Genomic DNA, 17821 nt, shown 5'->3' on the forward strand with positions numbered 1-17821 from the left:
AGGGAGGAGGCGACGCCATAACCCCGAACGGCCAGGGGATCAACTACCGGCGCCGAATATCCTTCCTATAGTCTGGAGCTGACGGCCCGGTTCCCGCCCTTACGGAATATTTACCCTCTTCAGTAACCATAATGGCAGGTTAACAGTTTGCGTCGAGGTTTGCGTATGTCCGCTGTGCGTCCTCTTGAGGAGCTTTCCCCGCTTCCTGCCAAGGCCGATTGGCTGGACAAGATCCTGAGAGGCGACTGCGTTGCCGCTCTCGAGCGGCTTCCCGAAAAATCGGTGGACGTGATCTTTGCCGATCCGCCCTACAACCTGCAGCTCGAAGGGGCGCTCCATCGTCCGGACCAGTCACTGGTCGACGCCGTGGACGACGAGTGGGACCAGTTCGAAAGTTTCGCCGCCTATGATGCCTTCACCCGTGCCTGGCTGCTCGCCGCCCGCCGGGTGCTCAAGCCGAATGGCACCATCTGGGTGATAGGTTCCTACCACAACATTTTCCGCGTCGGTGCCATCATGCAGGACCTGGGCTTCTGGATCCTGAACGACATTGTCTGGCGCAAGACAAACCCGATGCCGAATTTTCGTGGCCGGCGCTTCCAGAACGCGCACGAGACGATGATCTGGGCCTCACGCGACCGCAACGCCAAAGGCTACACGTTCAACTACGAGGCCATGAAGGCTGCCAATGACGATCTGCAGATGCGTTCGGACTGGCTCTTCCCGATCTGCACCGGCAAGGAGCGGCTGAAGCACGAAGATGGCAGCAAGGTGCATCCCACGCAGAAGCCGGAAGCATTGCTTGCGCGTGTGCTCCTTTCCTCCACGAAACCCGGCGACGTCGTGCTCGATCCCTTCTTTGGCTCAGGAACGACCGGCGCTGTCGCCAAGCGCCTCGGCCGCCATTACGTCGGCATCGAGCGCGATCGGGATTATATAGAAGCCGCCCGGGCACGGATTGCTGCTGTCGAGCCGCTTGACGAAGCGGTGCTCGCTCCGATGGCGACCAAGCGGGAGGAACCGCGGGTTGCTTTCTCCAGCCTTTTGGATTCGGGTCTCGTCAGGCCCGGTATGCAGCTCTTCGACAGCAAGAAGCGTTGGGCCGCTCATGTGCGGGCAGACGGCACGCTGGCAGTGGGACCCGAGACCGGCTCGATCCACCGTCTTGGCGCTCGCGTCCAGGGCCTCGAAGCCTGCAATGGCTGGACCTTCTGGCATTTCGAGGAGGAAGGCGCGCTCAAGCCTATCGATGAATTGCGCCGGGTAGCGCGGCTTGCGATGGGTCGGGTGGAAGCCTGAGGCAAGATTTGCGATTGAGCAAAGCCTCTTGAGAGTCATCCCGGCAGCCGGAGGAGACCGGGACTTTCTCTGGGGTCATGGGCAGGGACGGCTCGTCCGTTCTTGTCAGCACCTTAAACGTTTGCGGAGACCGGCCTCATCCTCAATAAGGCCGGGCTCTGCGTCGCTTGGCCGGGGTGAGGAGGGGAGGAGAATTCGCACCCTCGCGCCGGGCAAGTGCTTGCTTCCTAAACCTCCAGGCCAAACTCCTTCAAATCTTTCTTCAGCTTCTCCGCGCCGACGAACTGCACGGCTTGCCAGCCAGCCGCCTGCGCACCGGCGACATTATCGGCATTGTCATCGATGAAGAGGGTCGCCGCAGGCTCCAGCCCGAAGCTTTCCGCGTGATGTTCATAGATTTCGCGATCCGGTTTGATCAGCTTGATCTCGCCGGACACGGTCACGCCGCGTGGCCTGTTCAAGAATGGGAAACGCTTGCGCGCTTCCATGAACGTGTCGCTCGCGAAATTGGTGAGCATCGTGACATCGTGGCCGGCATCGATAAGGCTCTCGAGGATTGCGACCGAATCCTCGTAGGGATGCGAGACCATCTCGTGCCAGGAACGCCGGAAGGCTCGGATATTCTCTTCATGCGTCGGGTGAAGCGCGATCAGCATCGCCTCGGCTTCCTCCCAGGTCCGGCCCCGGTCCTGCTCCAGGTTCCAGTCGTGGGTGCAGACATTCTCGAAGAACCAGCGGCGCTCCTCCGCATCGGGGATCAGACGGGAGTAGGGGATCTCCGGATCATAGTGGATCAGAACCTTGCCGATATCGAAGACGATGTGATGGATTTCACTCATTTCCCTTACGGTCTCCTTGCCTTTGTGGCGCCGGGTATAGCGGCCTCGATCGCTTTTTTCATGACAGTCGGCAGCGCCTCTCCATGCAGTTCTGCCGGCCTCGACCACCAATGGCCGGCGGGCGCCTCGATCGCCGGGACTTCTGCCCGGAATACGAACAGATTGAGAGCAAAATGGGTGAAGACATGCGTTACCGCGCCGCAGCTCTTCCAAGAGCCGGGGAAGGGGGCGGCGGAAATGTCTCGTTCCCCATCCTGCCGTGCGGTCCAGGCGCTGGTCGGCACTTCCGTCATGCCTCCGAGCAGCCCTTTCTCCGGCCGCTGGCGCAGGAGTACCGCCCCGTCCGAGCGGACGGCGATGAAAGCGGCACCCTGGCGAAGCGGCTTGTCCGCCTTCGGCGCCTTGACCGGAAACCGCTCCTGCGCCTTAAGCGCCCGCGCCGCGCAATCCTTCGCCACTGGGCACAGGATGCAGGATGGGCGGCGTGGGGTGCAGATCGTGGCGCCGAGATCCATCATCGCCTGCGCGAAATCGCCGGGGCGCGCGTCGGGAAGCAGGTTCTCGACCACGGCGCGGATTTCCGGCTTGGCCGCGGGAAGGGGCGTCTCGATCGCCCTCAGGCGGGTGATCACCCGCTCCACATTACCATCTACTACGGCGGCAGGGCTGTTGAAGGCGATCGCGGCGATGGCCGCAGCCGTGTAGTCGCCGATGCCGGGCAGATCCTTCAGGCGGGCTTCGGTATCGGGAAACTTGCCTCCGTGGAGCTCCACCACCGCCTCCGCGCATTTCTTCAGGTTACGGGCGCGCGAGTAGTAGCCGAGGCCAGCCCAGGCCTTCATGACGTCGTCCGTTTCGGCAGCGGCCAGAGCCTCGACCGTTGGCCAGCGCTCCAGGAACTTTTCGAAATAGGGTTTCACCGCGCCGACTGTCGTCTGCTGCAGCATGATCTCGGAAAGCCAGACCCGATAGGGATCGGGACGTCGCCCTTGGCGGATCAGGTCGGGCGGCATGCGCCAGGGGAGGCGGCGGTGGTGCCGGTCGTACCAGGCAAGCAGAGCTTCGGCGATGGATGGCTCATCCGCCACCGACCATTCTTCCGCCGTCATTCGCTGTGTCATATCCCGCCGCAATGCGCTAGTTTGTCTTCCGTGAGGTAAGGACATGACAGGGAAGATGCACACAGGCAATCCCGTACCGGTGAGTGATCTCGCCAGTGAATTGCTCGACCCTGTGCTCCGTCGCAGGGCCGGCCTGTCCATCGATCTCGTTCAGTCCTGGGCCGAAATCGTCGGGGAAAGACTTGCTTCGCGCACGCGGCCTGAAAAGATCGCCTGGCCGCGCAGGTTGCATGAGGACGATCCCTTCGAGCCCGCGACCCTCGTCATCGCCTGCGAGGGGCCGGCTGCGCTCCACGTGCAGCACGAGACGGGCGAGATCATCTCCCGCGCCAACGCCTTTCTGGGCTTTGCAGCGATCGGCCGCATCAAGATCGTGCAGAAGCCGATCTCGACTGCTAGGCCGGAAAGGAAGAAGGCCTTGCGGCCCCTTGCCGATGCGGAGCGGCAGCGTCTCGCCGGCCTGACCGAGGGCATCGAAGACCCCGGCCTGCGCGAAAGTCTCGAAAAGCTCGGCGCCAGCATCCTCGCCTCCAGCCGCAAGTCACCCCTCGCGAACTCGTGAGCAAAATCGCGGCAATTCGCTTGGCGCTTGATCTGGAATATCTTATTTCAATTCAATTCTTGCCGCATCTATTCGGCGGAGAAACGCAGGAGACCAGGTGATTCGCATGATTGAGACGACGACGCGCAGGCGCTTTCTGATGTCGGTGGCCGCCATTCCGGCGCTTTCTCTGCTGGCTGCATGCAGCAAGGGCGAGAACGGGGAAGCCCAGGCGGACGAGACGATTACCACGGCTGCGACCGCACCCGAATCGACAGGCACCGTCGACATGGCCAAGCTGCTTGAGCCCGGCTCCTTGCCCGATCAGGCCCAGGGCCCAGAAGATGCGCCGGTGACCATCGTCGAATATGCCTCGATGACCTGCCCTCACTGCGCTCATTTCCACGAAACGACCTATCCCGCATTGAAGGAGAAATATATCGATACGGGCAAGGTGCGCTTCATCCTGCGCGAATTCCCCTTCGATCCGCGCGCTGAAGCGGGCTTCATGCTTGCCCGCTGCACCGAGGGCAAGTATTTTCCGATGATCGACGTGCTGTTCAAGCAGCAGAACAACTGGGCGGCGGTGCAAGATGCCCGCACAGCACTCCTCAACATCGCGAAAATTGCTGGTTTTACACAGGAGTCCTTCGAGGCTTGCTTGACGAACCAGAAGCTTCTGGACGATGTGAGAGCTATGCGCGCGCGTGGCGCGGAGTTCGGCGTGGATTCGACGCCCACCTTCTTCATCAATGGGAAGAAGTATCCGGGAGCAATGTCGATTGAGCAGATGTCGGCGATTATCGATCCTCTGCTTTGACGTAGCCCATAGCGGTGGCGTTCCCGCGCGCCCGGGTGCGCGGGCATGAAGTTCACGAAGCTTCGTCTCCTCGGCTTCAAGTCCTTCGTGGAGCCGGGCGAGTTCGTGATTGAGCCGGGCCTGACGGGCGTCGTCGGGCCGAATGGCTGCGGAAAATCCAATCTGGTCGAGGCGCTGCGCTGGGTGATGGGCGAAAGCTCGTATAAGAACATGCGCGCCTCCGGCATGGACGATGTGATCTTCTCCGGCTCTGCCACACGGCCCGCCCGCAACACCGCCGAAGTCACACTCTTTCTGGACAACACGGACCGTACCGCTCCGCCGGCCTTCAACGATGCCGACGAGCTTCAGGTCTCGCGTCGCATCGAACGCGAGGCAGGCTCGGTCTACCGCATCAACGGCAAGGAGGCGCGGGCACGTGACGTGCAGCTTCTCTTCGCCGACCAGTCGACGGGCGCCCGCTCGCCTTCAATGGTGGGGCAGGGACGCATCGGGGAACTCATCCAGGCCAAGCCCCAGGCCCGCCGGGCGCTCCTGGAAGAGGCGGCGGGTATTTCCGGCCTCCACACGCGCCGGCATGAGGCGGAGTTGCGGCTGCGCGGGGCGGAGCAGAATCTCGAACGGCTCGACGATGTGGTGCGCGAGCTCGACACGCAGATCGAAAGCCTGAAGCGCCAGTCCCGGCAGGCCTCACGCTTCAAGAACCTCTCAGCCGATATCCGCAAGTCGGAAGCGATCCTCCTTCACCTTCGCTGGACACACGCCAAGGAGCAGGAGGCGGAGGCGAAATCCGCTCTGGCTCAGGCTACGGCCCTTGTGGCCGAGCGGGCGAGCGCGCAGATGGAAGCGGCGAAGGAACAGGCGATTGCGGCCCGGCGCCTTCCGGAACTGCGCGACGCCGAAGCTGCCGCCGCCGCGTCTCTCCAACGCCTGACCATAGCCCGCACGCAGATGGAGGAGGAGGCCCGCCGCATGCGCGGCCGGGTGGCCGAGCTGACCAAGCGCATCGAACAGCTCGATGCCGATGCCGCCCGCGAGGAGCAGATGGTCCGCGACAACGCGGATGTCTTGAAGCGGCTGGAGATGGAAGAGGAAAGCCTTCGCGCCGCGGAAGCCGGCGGGGACGAGCGGGAGGCTTCCCTTGCTGAGGCGCTCGAGGAGGCATTGGCCGAACTGACCGGGCATGAGGAGGCGTTGACCACGCTGACCGCCGCGCGGGCCGAGGCGGCCGCCATTCGCACGCAGGCAGAACGTGCCGTGCGCGAGGCTTCGGAGCGGCGCGACCGCCTGACGCGCCAGCTCGAGGCGGCAGACAGCCAGCTCGCCGAAATCGCCGCCGAGATCGCCCGGCTTCCTGACCCGGTGGAAAAGCGTCTGGAGCTTGAAGAAGCGATTGCTGCCCAGGAAGCGGCCGACGAGGCCGTGGCGGCGGCCGAACAGGCCGTGGTCGATGCGCGCGACGCGGAGGCTGCAGCACGCTGGCCCGTGGCGGAGGCACGTGCCGAACTGCAGCGCATCGAAACCGAGGCTCGCACGCTTGCGAAAATTCTGAACGCTGGCGGCAACGACCTCTTTCCCGCCGTGCTGGAGCAAGTGCGGGTGGAGCGCGGGTTCGAAACCGCGCTGGGCGCTGCCCTGGGCGAGGACCTGGATGCACCGCTCGATCCGGCCGCGCCCGCCCATTGGGGCAGTGTCGAGCCCGCCGGCGACGATCCCGCTCTTCCGGCAGGCGTCCGCTCGCTCGCCAAGCTTGTGCGTGCACCGCATCAGCTCGCTCGCCGACTCGCCCAGATCGGCGTGGTGGATGCGGCAGACGGGGCCAGGCTGCAACGAGAGCTGAAACCAGGCCAGCGCCTGGTCAGCAGCGACGGCGCCCTCTGGCGGTGGGACGGCTTCATTGCCAGCGCCGACGCTCCCACTGCCGCTGCCCAGCGCCTTGCCCAGAAAAACCGTCTGGCCGAGCTTGATAGCGAGGCTGTCGAGGCCACGCGCCGGCTACGCGCCGTCGAAGAAGCCTTTGCCCAGGCTGAAGCGTCGGTGAAGAACGCCACCGAGGCCGAGAGGGAGGCGCGGGAACGCCTGCGCGAGATCCAGCGCGCGGTCGCCGTGGCCCGCGATACACTTGCCGCTGCCGAACGGGCCTCCGGCGAGCTTGCAAGTCGGCGAACGGCGCTTGAGGACGCCCGCAACAGGCTCGCGGAGGAGTATGAGGACGCCGTGAACGCGATGGCCGAGGCCGAAGCGACCCTCGCCACGGCGCCGGAAGTGGCCGATCTTCAGGCCCGGCTCGACCGGGCAACCGCCGATGTTGCTTCGGCAAGGGCCAAGGCTGCCGAAGCCCGCGCCGCCCATGACGGTCTCAAGCGCGAGGCCGAAGCCCGGCAACGCCGACTGACTGCAATCGCGGAGGAGCGCAACCGCTGGATGCTCCGCGCCCAAAACGCCGACCAGCAGATCGCCGCGCTCGGCGAGCGGCGCGCGGAGGCTGCCGCCGAGCTTGAAGCGCTGATGGAGGCGCCGGACGAGATAGAAGCGCGCGGCCGCGCCCTGCTGACGCAAATTTCGGAGGCGGAAGCCCTTCGCAAGGCCGCGGCCGACCGCCTCCAGGAAGCCGAGAACCGGCAAACGGAACTCGACAAGCGCGCGAACGAAGCGATTCAATCCCTTGCATCCGCTCGCGAAAGCCGGGTGCGGGCAGAGGAGCGCGAGGCCGCCGCCGAAGAGCGCCGAAGGGAGGCCGAAGCGCGCATCCAGGAGGCGCTCGGCGTTGCCCCGCATCTCGTCATCCGGCAAGCCGAACTGAAGCCGGACGATCCGCTTCCCGATCCTGCGGAGGTGGAAAGGCGTCTGGAGCGTCTGAAGATCGAGCGCGAGCGGCTTGGGGCCGTGAACCTGCGCGCCGAGGAAGAGCAGAACGAGCTTTCGGAGCGGCTCAACGTGATCGTCTCGGAACGGGAGGATGTGATCGAAGCGATCCGCAAGCTGCGCCAGGCGATCCAGAATCTCAACAGGGAGGGCCGCGAGCGCCTGCTTGCCGCCTTCGAAGAAGTGGACGCCCATTTCAAGCGCCTCTTCACGCATCTCTTCGGCGGCGGCACGGCGGAACTGCAGCTGATCGAATCCGACGATCCGCTCGAGGCCGGTCTCGAGATCCTCGCGCGCCCGCCCGGCAAGCGGCCGCAGACAATGACGCTGCTTTCAGGCGGCGAGCAGGCCCTGACGGCCATGGCGTTGATCTTTGCCGTGTTCCTCACCAATCCGGCGCCCATCTGCGTGCTCGACGAGGTGGATGCGCCGCTCGACGATCACAATGTCGAGCGCTTCTGCAATCTGATGGACGAGATGGCGGCTTCGACGGAAACCCGCTTTGTCGTCATCACGCATAACCCCATCACCATGGCGCGCATGAACCGCCTCTTCGGCGTCACCATGGCGGAGCAGGGCGTTAGCCAACTCGTCTCCGTCGATCTGCAGACTGCGGAGCGCCTGCGCGAGGCGAGCTGAGGCCGCCCGGTGGGATAAGTCGCCGGTAACTTGATTCTGTTTTTCCCTCGGTATAGTCCCTAACCATGATGTTCATGTCCACATTCTTCCCCCTGATCTGAACGGCCTCAGCGTTCCGGCGCGCCTGCGCCATAAGATCAACACGGCTCCGCTGACGCGGCAGCTGGACAGAGAATGTGAAAATGCCAAAAATCGAGCATGTCGGCCTGACATCCGATCAGGTCCAGAACTTCATCGACGACGGTTTCGTCAAGGTCGAGAGCGCCTTCGGCACGGAACTTGCAAAAACATGCAGAGACGAGCTGTGGGTGGAAATCGGCTTGTCGCCTGACGAGCCCGAAACCTGGAAGGAACCCGTAATCCGGGTGGGACACAAATCCTCACCTCCCTTTATCGAGGCCGCAAACACGCCGCGTCTCCACAGGGCCTATGATCAGATCGTTGGCGAGGGCCGCTGGTTTGCGCCAAAGGCGCTCGGCACATTTCCGATCCGCTTTCCTTCGTCGGATTCCCCTGGCGACGATGGTTGGCATGTGGATGTGAGCTTCGGCACCGACAACGCGGATTTCATGGAGTGGCGCGCCAATGTGAAGAGCAGCGGCCGCGCATTGCTTATGCTTTTCCTGTTCTCCGATGTCGGCCCGGACGACGCGCCGACGAGGATCCGGAAAGGATCGCACGCCACCATCGCGCGGGAATTGTTACCCTATGGCGAGGCGGGCGCGACGCTGAGACAGCTCTCCGCCAAAGGCTACGCTTCCACCGAAGACTGCGAGGTCGAGCTGGCCACGGGCGCGGCAGGCACCGTCTATCTGTGCCACCCCTTCCTCGTTCATGCTGCCCAGCCGCATCGCGGGAAACAGCCGCGCTTCATGGCGCAACCACCATTATTGCCGAAAGGTGAGTTCGACCCCGCGCTGCCGCCGTCGCCGGTCCAGATCGCGATTCGCCGGGCATGCGGCCTGACCTTCTGATTGGACAACAACATGGGGACCGCTTCGGTCCCCATGTCTCACACCTGTTGCGATTTCACGTTTTTCTTCGGCAAGCTGAAGCCAGCTCTTTGACGATGGCGACGCCGACAATTTCCGCGTCCTATGGAGTTGTTCAGATGCCTAAAACGTAATGGGCAGATCCGGAATCCTGAAGCGTTACCGAACGTCAGAGAACCTCGATATGAAGGGGCCTCGTACACCGTCTGAAAGGCGCACCGCAGCCATCAGCGCATCTTTGATGCGCTTTTCCGGCTTCACGTTCTCGCTCACCGCAAGTGCACCCACAGCGATGAGGTCTCCACACCCGCATGCATCGAACCCGCTGCTGTTTTCTGCAACCTGATAGTCTGGGCCAATCGAGAAGAGCCGGCCCGCATGACCGGCCAGAGAGACGCCCCCGGGGGAAGCTGGGTCGGTCTTTGCTCTCCGACCCCTCTGGTTTGGAGGCAGTCGCGAGCCGCATTCACAAAGTCCGTCACCATGTAAGCATAGACATCAACATCTGGATGTTTTTTAGGCGGGCCAAATGCATGGGCGAGTAATTGCCCCATTCGGAAAGAATATGTAAATCCGATAAGGAAGTCCTCGTTGTGAAAAACCTTTCGATCGCTCCGGATGAAGAGGGCATAACGGCCGTCTACCAACCGCGCTGACGGCGCCAATATTTAAGTGTATTGTCTGGCTGGATTCGCGGTTGCGAGACGATTAATTAAAGAATTTCATGGTGCCCCGAGGCTGCTAGTCTGGGGACGATAGCTCATTTAAAGGCTATCGCCCAAGCAGATGCCCCTCTCGGACAAGCACTTGGAACGAAGTGGGAGTGACCACAAGTGGCCCCTCTCCGGTTCTCTTAGTCGCCACAGGCTAAAGCAAGTGTCGCGCACGAGTGTTCAATCCAACAGCAAGCTCCGGCTTCATCTCCAATTTGGCTTGGGACCGTGAATGCCCTAATTATAACGGCGAATTCGAACCTCGTGGAAAAACGGCTCTCGGGAAAGGAGCGCGAATTGGAAGACCCGAACGGCATCGTGCCGGCCTTGGCAGGCGAGCTTTCGCTGGCGCTCAAGACATTCCATCGCGCTTTGATCCTGGCGGAGGCGGGCGATGATCCCACCCTGCAGAACCCCTATACGCTCCTCTTCGCCGTCATTGGCGATCCGCGCTTCGCCTGGACCAGCGGTCTTTCGCAACTGATCGTCCGGCTCGACGAAATGCTGGCGGACGGCGAGATTTCTTCCCGCGAAGATCTTCTGCCATTCCGCGGCGAGGTTGCGCGCCTCTTGGGGGAGGAGGAAGGGGAAGACAGCGAATTCCGCCTTCGCTATCTGATCGCACTGCAGAACGCGCCGGATGTCGCACTCGCCACCGGTGGCCTGCGCCGGGTTCTCGCCAAGCTGCCCGACAAGGCGGCTTGAACCTATTTTTCGCTCCAGACCGCAAGCTCATTGCCGGCCGGATCGATAAAATGGAAGCGTCGGCCGCCCGGGAAGGAGAAAATCGGCTTCACCACGCGTCCGCCTGCATCCTCCACCCGCTTCAAGGTCTCCTCCAACTCGCTGGAATAGAGCACTGGCAGCGGCTTGTCCGTGCCTTCCAGAGGACTGCCGTAGAAGCCACCCTCGATGCCCTCGTCGAAAGCGGCATAGCTGGCACCGTAATCCGTGAAGGTCCAGGAGAAGGCATTGGCGTAAAAAGCTTTTACGCTGTCGAGCGTACCGCCGGTCGCGGGCATCTCGAGATAATCGAGCTTCCCTGTCTCGCGCATTGAACCCTCCATCATTGTTCTCCATATGTTCTGATTTTGACGTCGTTGCGTCGGCCCGTCAAGGTCTCTCCGCACGACAAAAATCGATTGAGTTGAGGACGCGGCTGAACGGGCGCCTTGCCAGATGTGCTGTCGGCGGTTACCGCTCTTGTTGCGGTGCAGAATGCCGCGCAATCCACTTGGGGGTATCATGACCAAATGGGTCTACAGCTTTGGCGACGGGAAGGCCGAGGGCAGGGCCACGGATAGGAATCTGTTGGGCGGCAAGGGCGCAAATTTGGCGGAGATGTGCAGTCTTGGCCTGCCGGTTCCTCCTGGATTTACGATCACGACCGAAGTTTGTACCCATTACTACGCTAACGGCCGCGCCTATCCCGGCGAGCTGGAGGCGCAGGTGAATGCCGCGCTGGAAGAAGTGGGCCGGATTGCCGGTCGACGTTTCGGTGATCCCGAGCGGCTGCTCCTGGTTTCGGTGCGATCCGGCGCGCGCGCTTCAATGCCGGGAATGATGGATACGGTCCTCAATCTGGGCCTGAACGACGAGACGGTCGAGGCGCTCGCCGCGGAGGCGCGGGACGAGCGCTTCGCCTATGACAGCTACCGCCGCTTCATCCAGATGTATGGCGACGTGGTGCTCGGCCTTGAGCATGAAGTGTTCGAGGAGATCCTCTCGGATGAGAAGGCGCGGCGCGGCTATGACGTGGATACGGATTTCTCCGCAGGGGACTGGAGGGAGGTGGTCGAACTCTACAAGGAAAAGGTAGAGAGCGAACTCGGGAAGCCCTTCCCGCAGGATCCGCGCGAACAGCTCTGGGGCGCGATCGGCGCCGTTTTCTCGAGCTGGATGAACCCGCGCGCCATCACCTATCGCAGGCTGCACGATATTCCAGAAAACTGGGGCACGGCGGTGAACGTCCAGGCCATGGTTTTCGGCAATATGGGCGAGACCTCCGCGACGGGCGTCGCCTTTACCCGCAATCCGTCAACAGGGGAGAAGGCGCTTTACGGAGAGTTCCTGGTCAATGCCCAGGGCGAGGACGTGGTGGCGGGCATCCGTACGCCGCAAAACCTGACGGAAGCTGCGCGCCGCGAGGCCGGTTCCGACAAGCCGTCGCTCGAGAAAGTCATGCCGGAAGCTTTCGCCGCGTTCGTCGATATCGCGGAGAAGCTGGAAAGGCATTACCGCGACATGCAGGATCTGGAATTCACAATCGAGCGCGGCAAGCTGTGGATGCTGCAGACCCGTTCGGGCAAGCGCACCACCAAGGCGGCGCTGAAGATCGCGGTGGATATGGCCAATGAGGGGCTGATCTCCCGGGCGGAAGCCGTATGCCGCATCGACCCGTCTTCGCTCGACCAGCTTCTCCACCCCACCATCGACCCGAACGCCAAGCGTGACATGATCGCAATGGGTCTGCCCGCTTCTCCGGGCGCGGCCACGGGTGAGATCGTCTTTACGCCCGACGAGGCCGAGGAGATGGCAGGCCGCGGCAGGAACGTCATCCTGGTGCGCGTGGAAACGAGCCCGGAAGACATCCACGGCATGCATGCCGCCCAAGGCATTCTCACTACGCGAGGCGGCATGACGAGCCATGCTGCCGTCGTGGCGCGCGGCATGGGAAAGCCCTGCGTGTCGGGTGCCGGAACGTTGCGCGTCGATACCCGCACGGGGACGATGCTGGCCATGGGCAGGAGCTTCAAGCGCGGCGATGTCATCACAATCGATGGATCGACGGGGCAGGTGCTTGCGGGCGCGGTGCCCATGCAACAGCCTGAGCTTTCCGGCGATTTCTCCACGCTCATGGGCTGGGCAGACGAACTGCGCCGCATGAAGGTGCGTTCCAACGCCGAAACGCCGACCGATGCGCGCACGGCGCGCTCGTTTGGGGCCGAAGGCATCGGCCTTTGCCGGACCGAGCACATGTTCTTCGACGGAGAACGCATTCTCGCCATGCGTGAGATGATCCTCTCAGAGACGGAGGACCAGAGGCGGGCGGCCCTTGCAAAGCTGTTGCCGATGCAGCGTGCGGATTTCACCGAGCTGTTCGAGATCATGGCGGGCCTGCCGGTGACGATCAGGTTGCTCGATCCGCCCTTGCATGAGTTCCTGCCGCAGGGCGAGGCGGAAGTCGCCGAAGTGGCGGCCGTCATGGGCGTGGACCAGGAAAAGCTGCGCCAGAAGGCCGAAAGCCTGCATGAGTTCAATCCGATGCTCGGCCATCGCGGGTGCCGGCTGGCGATCTCCTACCCTGAAATCGCGGAGATGCAGGCGAGGGCGATCTTCGAGGCCGCCGTGGACGCGGCTCAGAAGAGTGGCGCGCCGGTCGTGCCGGAGATCATGGTGCCGCTCGTCGGCATTTCCTCCGAGCTGTCCTTCGTGAAGAAGATCATCGATGACGTCGCGAAGAAGGTGCAGGGGGAACGGGGAGCGACGATCGAATATCTCGTCGGCACCATGATCGAACTGCCGCGCGCCGCCCTCAATGCAGGTGAGATCGCCCGTGAGGCGGAGTTCTTCTCCTTCGGCACCAATGATCTGACCCAGACCACCTTCGGCATCTCGCGCGACGATGCGTCAGGCTTCCTGGAGATCTACCGCAAGAAGGGCCTGATCGAGCATGACCCCTTCGTCACGCTGGATGTGGACGGTGTGGGCGCGCTGGTCCGGCTGGCGGCCGAGAAGGGCAGGGAAGCCCGCAGCGGCGTGAAGCTCGGGATCTGCGGCGAGCACGGGGGCGATCCCGCTTCGATCGCATTCTGCGAGGAGGTGGGGCTCGACTACGTGTCCTGCTCGCCTTTCCGCGTGCCGATCGCCCGTCTGGCGGCCGCCCAGGCCGCCTGCCGCAAAGCGTGAAGCTGAAAGATCAGGAGAGCCTTCCGAGGCTCTTCACCAAATTCGCATAGGCGGTGGCGACGCGAGCGATAGAGGTGTCGCTCGCTTCGGCATCCTCGACGCGGAGCGGCCCACCCTCCGTTGGTTGGGCCACAAGCGCCAGCTTGCGCTCTCCGTCCGAATCGAGCGCCACCGCCGCGAGCCAATCATAACCGGCCACGCCATCCATACGCATCCGGAACAACAGCTCTCCCCCAACGCGATCCAGCGCCTGGCGCACGACACCTTCGAAACCGAGTTCGAGGAGATTCTGGTGTCGGAGGGCTAGTTCAAGCTCTACAAGTTCCAATGAAGGTGGAGGGGCGTTCTCTTTTTCTATCGTATCCGCTGTCATTCCCTACAATCGCTTCCCCAAACCCTAAAAGCTATTCAAAATGAAAGAAGTACGGAAAGGTTCCGTATGCTGCCATATCGATTCGGGAAGCTAGCTTCACGGGGTAGGATGTACAATCCAGGGCGGGCGCCTTTACCGTCACGTTCTTTGACCCATTGTGTCCGAACAGGTAAAACGCGGCGGGTGTGCTTGGGGGTGAAGTGCGATGCCGGCAATATTGGAACAACGCGCCTCGTCGGCTGCGCCCTGGGCGCGATGGCTGGGCTCCTTTACGGTGGTGCTTTTTCTGACAGCCGCGCTTTCTCACCGCTTTCGGCTGATTGACACTCCACCGTTTCTCTGGCTGCTCGGCCTCTGTTTCTTGCTTGCGGTGATCGGGCTGCTGGTATCCGCTCTGGCCTTCACCCAGATGTGGCGGCGAGGCGTGAGCGGGATTACGGATGCAACTTTGGGTGCGCTGCTGTCGTTGGGCGCCTTGGTGCCCTATGGCGTGTCTGCCTATCATTCATTCGCGAATCCGCCGCTGAGCGATATCTCGACGGATCCTACGCGTCCTCCTCCGCTGCAATTTGCTGCAGCCGTGCGGCTGCTCCCGATGAACGCTGTCGCGGACCCGACCCAGCAGACGATCTCGTTGCAGCAAAAAGCCTATCCCGAGTTGAGCGGGAAGCTCTATGAACAGCCCCGTGAGAACGTGGTCGAACAAGTCGTGGCGCTCATGGAAGATCGGGGATGGGAGGTTGTCTCGCCGGCACGACCAGCCGACGCGGTGAGCAGCCAGAACGTGGTGATCGAGGCTGTCGCCTATTCCTATCTGCTTGGCTTTCCGTCCGACGTATCGGTGCGCATCGAAGATCGCGGCGAAGCCACCTATGTCGATATGCGCTCCGCGTCCCGTTATGGCCGACACGACCTAGGTGAGAACGCCACCCGAATTCAGCGTTTCCTGAGCGATCTGGACAGCAGGATCCGAGCGCAGGCGGCTCCTTAGGAAAGAAGGTAGGCGGAGTCGAGAGTGGGTGTGCCCTCCGTCCTGACGCGTCCCTGGGCAACCAGATCTTCCAGGTGAGCGAAAACTGAAAGGGCCGCGGCGCCGTGCAGCCTTGGATCCGTGTCGCGGTAGATGGCTTTCACGATCTCAGGGATCGTGCGGTCGCCGGTCGCAAGCCGTTCCACGACGGCACGCTCGCGCATTTTGCGATGCGCCTTCAACCCGCGCAGGAATTGTTGCGGCTTGAGCACGGGGCCGCCGTGTCCAGGCAGCAGCAGGCGGTCTTCCCGCGCGATAAGCTTGTCAAGCGAGGCCATGTAATCGGTCATCGCTCCGTCGGGCGGTGCGACGATCGTGGTTGACCAGGCCATCACGTGATCGGCCGAGAAAGTAATCCCGGTGCCCTCGAGGGCGAACGCTAGATGATTCGCGGTGTGCCCCGGCGTATGGATTGCCCTGACTGCCCAGCCGTCTCCCTTGATCAATCCGTTATCGGCAAATTTGATATCCGGCTGGAACGCGGTGTCGGCGCTCACGTCGAGCGGATTTGTCTCGCCGATCGCAAGGGGCCGTGCCGGTCTATGCGGCCCCTCCGCGACGGTCTTTGCCCCTGTGATCTCCGCCAGCTTCGCCGCAAGCGGAGAGTGATCCCTATGGGTGTGGCTGACGAAGATATGAGTCAACGGTCGGTCGCCGATTGCGGCCAGAAGCGCCTCGAGATGCTCCTGGTCCTCGGGACCCGGATCGATGACGGCGAGAGAGCCCTCACTGCCTAAAATGTAGGAGTTGGTGCCATGGAAGGTGAAGGGACTTGGATTCCGCACCGTAACGCGCCGGATGCCCGGTGCGATCTCAACCGGTTCTCCGTAGCGCGGTTCAAAGTGCGTGTCGAATTCGAGCGTCATCGCCGTTGCCTCACTTGCACCGTGTTGCCGCCTATCATGGAACCGACTATAGAAGAATGCGAATTCTGATAAACCAATCCACGGAGGCCCCATGTCGCAGGCGATCGCTTTCCGACCGCTCGTTTCTCTAGCCATGCCCGAGTCGCGCCCGGCGCGGTTGATGCTTCAGGCCTTTCTGGTTGTCGCAGGCACGCTTCTTCTTACCGTTTCGGCCAAGACGAAAGTCGTGCTCGGCCCCGTTGACATGTCGCTTCAGACACTTGCGGTGCTTCTGATCGGGGCCTGCTTCGGTGCACGGCTCGGCTTTGCCACGCTTCTGCTTTATCTCGCCGAAGGCGCGATGGGTCTCCCCGTGTTCCAGAGCTCGCCCGAAAAGGGCATCGGCCTTGCCTATATGGTGGGCCCGACGGGTGGCTATCTGGTCGGCTTCGCCGTGATGGCGGCCATCGCCGGCTATGCCGCCGATCGTGGCTGGGACCGCAATGTGGTGAAGTTCTTCGGCGCGATGCTTGTCGCGGAGATCGCTCTGCTGACGTTCGGATTTGCTTGGCTCTCCGTGCTCATCGGTGCTGAAGGCGCATGGACGTTCGGCGTGCTGCCGTTCCTCGTGCCCGACCTGATCAAAGTGGCGCTTGCCGCCTGCATGGTTCCGGCAGGTTGGTCGGCACTCCGCGGGCTGGGGATCGCCCGCTGATATTCGGGTACTTGTCCATTTTCGGGCAGATATGAAGACGAGGGCCATGGGCGAGGATGCGCCCATGGCCTTTTGATCGAGAGGTGAGGCATGGCGGTTCTTGTGACGGGCGGCGCCGGCTATATCGGCAGCCATATGGTGTGGGAACTGCTGGACCACGGCGAAGAGGTCGTGGTGGTGGACCGTCTTTCCACCGGCTTTGATTGGGCGGTGCCCGATCGCGCAGAGCTTGTCGTCGGTGACATCGGCGACCAGGCGCTGGTCGAGGGAGTGATGAAGCGCCGCAATGTGGATGCGGTGATCCATTTCGCGGGTTCCATCATCGTTCCGGAATCGGTGGCCGATCCGTTGGGCTACTATTTGAACAACACCGTGAAGTCCCGCGCGCTGATCGAAAGCGCCCTTCGCTGCGGTGTGAAGCATTTCATCTTCTCGTCCACCGCCGCCGTCTACGGGACGCCGCAGAAGAACCCGGTTACCGAAGACGAACCGCTGCAGCCGGAGTCTCCTTACGGCACGTCCAAGCTCATGACCGAGATCATGCTGCGCGATACGGCCGCGGCCCACGACTTCGCTTATACGGCGTTGCGCTATTTCAACGTCTCCGGTGCGGATCCGAAGCGCCGAACCGGCCAATCCACCAAGGGAGCGACGCACCTCATCAAGGTGGCCTGCGAGACCGCCACCGGGAAGCGGCCCTTCATGGAAGTATTCGGAACCGATTATCCGACCCCCGACGGCACTTGCGTGCGCGATTACATCCACGTTTCCGATCTCGTGAACGCGCATTATCTGGCGCTGCAGCGTCTGCGGAGTGGTGGGGGAAGCCTCATTGCGAACTGCGGCTACGGGAGGGGCTACTCCGTTCTGGAAGTGATTGACGCCGTAAAGCGCGTCTCGGGAACGGACGTCAAGGTGGTCGAAAGCGGCAGGCGCGCCGGTGACGCGGTCGCCATCGTCGCGAGCGCCGAACGCTGCTTTTCGGAGCTAGGCTGGAAGCCCGTGCACGACGATCTTCAAGAGATTGTCAGCGATGCGCTCCGCTGGGAAGAGATCCTGGCAAAGCGCAACCGCGTATAGGCCGGGCACCTACGTATCGGTCCAAAAGCCGGAGTGGTTT

Annotated in this window: 15 protein-coding genes; 10 read left to right on the forward strand and 5 right to left on the reverse strand. The window is 62.6% G+C overall.

Annotated features, from left to right (window positions below; genetic code table 11):
- Positions 1-165: 165 nt before the first annotated feature.
- Entirely contained in the window at positions 166-1299 is a 1134-nt protein-coding gene (locus CHEJ32_RS0120965) for a site-specific DNA-methyltransferase (protein WP_028035531.1), read from the forward strand.
- 227 nt (positions 1300-1526) lie between these two features.
- Here CHEJ32_RS0120965 and CHEJ32_RS0120970 read toward each other — a convergent pair whose 3' ends face one another.
- Positions 1527-2138: an HAD family phosphatase gene (locus CHEJ32_RS0120970; protein WP_028035532.1), complete on the reverse strand. Its 612-nt coding sequence runs from the start codon at positions 2136-2138 to the stop codon at positions 1527-1529.
- A 5-nt stretch (positions 2139-2143) separates the two neighbouring features.
- Complete coding sequence (gene mutY, locus CHEJ32_RS0120975; RefSeq protein WP_034658899.1) at positions 2144-3247, reverse strand: A/G-specific adenine glycosylase; 1104 nt, start codon at positions 3245-3247, stop codon at positions 2144-2146.
- Positions 3248-3302: 55 nt separating this feature from the next.
- On the opposite strand from mutY, the gene CHEJ32_RS0120980 reads away from it, so the two are divergent.
- The 5 genes from CHEJ32_RS0120980 (at position 3303) to CHEJ32_RS25635 (ending at position 10534) form a co-directional block, all read left to right on the forward strand.
- Positions 3303-3821, forward strand: a complete 519-nt coding sequence (locus CHEJ32_RS0120980; protein WP_028035534.1) for a DUF721 domain-containing protein — start codon at positions 3303-3305, stop codon at positions 3819-3821.
- Between the two features lie 106 nt (positions 3822-3927).
- Positions 3928-4620 (forward strand): DsbA family protein, encoded by a 693-nt coding sequence (locus CHEJ32_RS0120985; protein WP_028035535.1) that lies wholly within the window; start codon positions 3928-3930, stop codon positions 4618-4620.
- Positions 4621-4665: 45 nt separating this feature from the next.
- The gene (smc, locus tag CHEJ32_RS0120990; RefSeq protein WP_028035536.1) at positions 4666-8124 is read left to right on the forward strand and encodes a chromosome segregation protein SMC; all 3459 of its coding nucleotides are present in this window, start codon (positions 4666-4668) and stop codon (positions 8122-8124) included.
- Between the two features lie 182 nt (positions 8125-8306).
- Entirely contained in the window at positions 8307-9098 is a 792-nt protein-coding gene (locus tag CHEJ32_RS0120995) for a phytanoyl-CoA dioxygenase family protein (protein ID WP_028035537.1), read from the forward strand.
- Between the two features lie 1028 nt (positions 9099-10126).
- Positions 10127-10534 (forward strand): hypothetical protein, encoded by a 408-nt coding sequence (locus CHEJ32_RS25635; protein ID WP_156936761.1) that lies wholly within the window; start codon positions 10127-10129, stop codon positions 10532-10534.
- 2 nt (positions 10535-10536) lie between these two features.
- Here the strand turns inward: CHEJ32_RS25635 and CHEJ32_RS0121010 are convergent, their stop codons facing one another.
- The gene (locus CHEJ32_RS0121010; protein ID WP_028035538.1) at positions 10537-10884 is read right to left on the reverse strand and encodes a VOC family protein; all 348 of its coding nucleotides are present in this window, start codon (positions 10882-10884) and stop codon (positions 10537-10539) included.
- Positions 10885-11074: 190 nt separating this feature from the next.
- Here CHEJ32_RS0121010 and ppdK point away from each other — a divergent pair, with 190 nt between their 5' ends.
- Positions 11075-13738 (forward strand): pyruvate, phosphate dikinase, encoded by a 2664-nt coding sequence (gene ppdK / locus CHEJ32_RS0121015; RefSeq protein WP_028035539.1) that lies wholly within the window; start codon positions 11075-11077, stop codon positions 13736-13738.
- A 10-nt stretch (positions 13739-13748) separates the two neighbouring features.
- Here the strand turns inward: ppdK and CHEJ32_RS0121020 are convergent, their stop codons facing one another.
- Positions 13749-14111 carry a hypothetical protein gene (locus tag CHEJ32_RS0121020; RefSeq protein ID WP_034658902.1) on the reverse strand — a complete coding sequence of 121 codons (363 nt, stop codon included), beginning with the start codon at positions 14109-14111 and terminating at the stop codon, positions 13749-13751.
- A gap of 205 nt (positions 14112-14316) precedes the next feature.
- On the opposite strand from CHEJ32_RS0121020, the gene CHEJ32_RS0121025 reads away from it, so the two are divergent.
- Complete coding sequence (locus tag CHEJ32_RS0121025) at positions 14317-15102, forward strand: DUF1499 domain-containing protein (protein WP_028035541.1); 786 nt, start codon at positions 14317-14319, stop codon at positions 15100-15102.
- Here the strand turns inward: CHEJ32_RS0121025 and CHEJ32_RS0121030 are convergent.
- On the reverse strand, positions 15099-16007 hold the full coding sequence (locus CHEJ32_RS0121030) for an MBL fold metallo-hydrolase (RefSeq protein ID WP_028035542.1): 909 nt from the start codon (positions 16005-16007) through the stop codon (positions 15099-15101). The genes CHEJ32_RS0121025 and CHEJ32_RS0121030 overlap by 4 nt on opposite strands.
- Positions 16008-16098: 91 nt before the next feature.
- Between CHEJ32_RS0121030 and CHEJ32_RS0121035 the strand changes: the two genes are divergently transcribed.
- Positions 16099-16701, forward strand: a complete 603-nt coding sequence (locus tag CHEJ32_RS0121035) for a biotin transporter BioY (protein WP_028035543.1) — start codon at positions 16099-16101, stop codon at positions 16699-16701.
- A 90-nt stretch (positions 16702-16791) separates the two neighbouring features.
- Positions 16792-17781, forward strand: a complete 990-nt coding sequence (gene galE / locus CHEJ32_RS0121040; protein WP_028035544.1) for a UDP-glucose 4-epimerase GalE — start codon at positions 16792-16794, stop codon at positions 17779-17781.
- Positions 17782-17821: the final 40 nt, after the last annotated feature.

It is taken from the genome of Chelativorans sp. J32 (assembly GCF_000518985.1).
Classification (GTDB): domain Bacteria; phylum Pseudomonadota; class Alphaproteobacteria; order Rhizobiales; family Rhizobiaceae; genus Chelativorans.

Coding starts and splice junctions, on each gene's coding strand:
- galE (WP_028035544.1), top strand. CDS start 16,792: ATGGCGGTTCTTGTGACGGGCGGCGCCGGCTATATCGGCAGCCATATG.
- CHEJ32_RS0121010 (WP_028035538.1), bottom strand. CDS start 10,884: ATGCGCGAGACAGGGAAGCTCGATTATCTCGAGATGCCCGCGACCGGC.
- CHEJ32_RS0120980 (WP_028035534.1), top strand. CDS start 3,303: ATGACAGGGAAGATGCACACAGGCAATCCCGTACCGGTGAGTGATCTC.
- CHEJ32_RS0120985 (WP_028035535.1), top strand. CDS start 3,928: ATGATTGAGACGACGACGCGCAGGCGCTTTCTGATGTCGGTGGCCGCC.
- CHEJ32_RS0121030 (WP_028035542.1), bottom strand. CDS start 16,007: ATGACGCTCGAATTCGACACGCACTTTGAACCGCGCTACGGAGAACCG.
- CHEJ32_RS0121035 (WP_028035543.1), top strand. CDS start 16,099: ATGTCGCAGGCGATCGCTTTCCGACCGCTCGTTTCTCTAGCCATGCCC.
- CHEJ32_RS0120970 (WP_028035532.1), bottom strand. CDS start 2,138: ATGAGTGAAATCCATCACATCGTCTTCGATATCGGCAAGGTTCTGATC.
- smc (WP_028035536.1), top strand. CDS start 4,666: ATGAAGTTCACGAAGCTTCGTCTCCTCGGCTTCAAGTCCTTCGTGGAG.
- CHEJ32_RS0120965 (WP_028035531.1), top strand. CDS start 166: ATGTCCGCTGTGCGTCCTCTTGAGGAGCTTTCCCCGCTTCCTGCCAAG.
- mutY (WP_034658899.1), bottom strand. CDS start 3,247: ATGACGGCGGAAGAATGGTCGGTGGCGGATGAGCCATCCATCGCCGAA.
- ppdK (WP_028035539.1), top strand. CDS start 11,075: ATGACCAAATGGGTCTACAGCTTTGGCGACGGGAAGGCCGAGGGCAGG.
- CHEJ32_RS0121020 (WP_034658902.1), bottom strand. CDS start 14,111: ATGACAGCGGATACGATAGAAAAAGAGAACGCCCCTCCACCTTCATTG.
- CHEJ32_RS0121025 (WP_028035541.1), top strand. CDS start 14,317: ATGCCGGCAATATTGGAACAACGCGCCTCGTCGGCTGCGCCCTGGGCG.
- CHEJ32_RS0120995 (WP_028035537.1), top strand. CDS start 8,307: ATGCCAAAAATCGAGCATGTCGGCCTGACATCCGATCAGGTCCAGAAC.